The organism is Peribacillus sp. P4_B1 (genome assembly GCF_056402395.1).
This window is the reverse complement of record NZ_JBFUHM010000189.1, coordinates 1-522: the sequence shown is the minus strand read 5'-3', so window position 1 is coordinate 522 and position 522 is coordinate 1. Positions and strand designations below refer to the sequence as shown.

Genomic DNA, 522 nt, shown 5'->3' with positions numbered 1-522 from the left:
CTCCTAATTCTCTCATCAAGCGACGAACACACTTATGATTGACAACGATTCCCTCTCTGAATAAAGCTCGAGTCATCCGCTTATATCCGTAGTACGGATGTATCTTATGAATAGCTAATATATGTTCTTTTATCCATAGGTTTTTCTCAAGTCTCCGAGACTGTTTAGACTGAGTCTTCCGCCATTTATAATAGCCAGCTCTTGAAACTTCACCGATTTTTATTAGCCACGCGAGTGGGTGTGTTTTCCTCAATTCATCAATCAATTGAAACCTTTCGGCTTTCAGGACCATTCCTTCCCATGTAGATTTGGATTKCGCTTTTTTAAATAGTCCACCTGCGCTTTCAGATAAGCATTTTCTTCTTCTACACTAGTAAAATTCTTACGGTTCCATACACCACGTTGGTCTTCAAAAGGCTCATTATTTTGCACTTTCTTTACCCAATTCGCTATTTGTGCATCACTTTTGATACCAAATCGCTCACGAAGCCGACGATATGACCAGCCTTCCTCCAACTTCAA

Annotated in this window: 1 pseudogene; it reads right to left on the bottom strand. The window is 40.1% G+C overall.

Features of this window, described 5'->3' with window-relative positions:
* Nucleotides 1–522, bottom strand: a pseudogene (locus AC1DVK_RS27200) (IS3 family transposase); the annotation flags it as partial.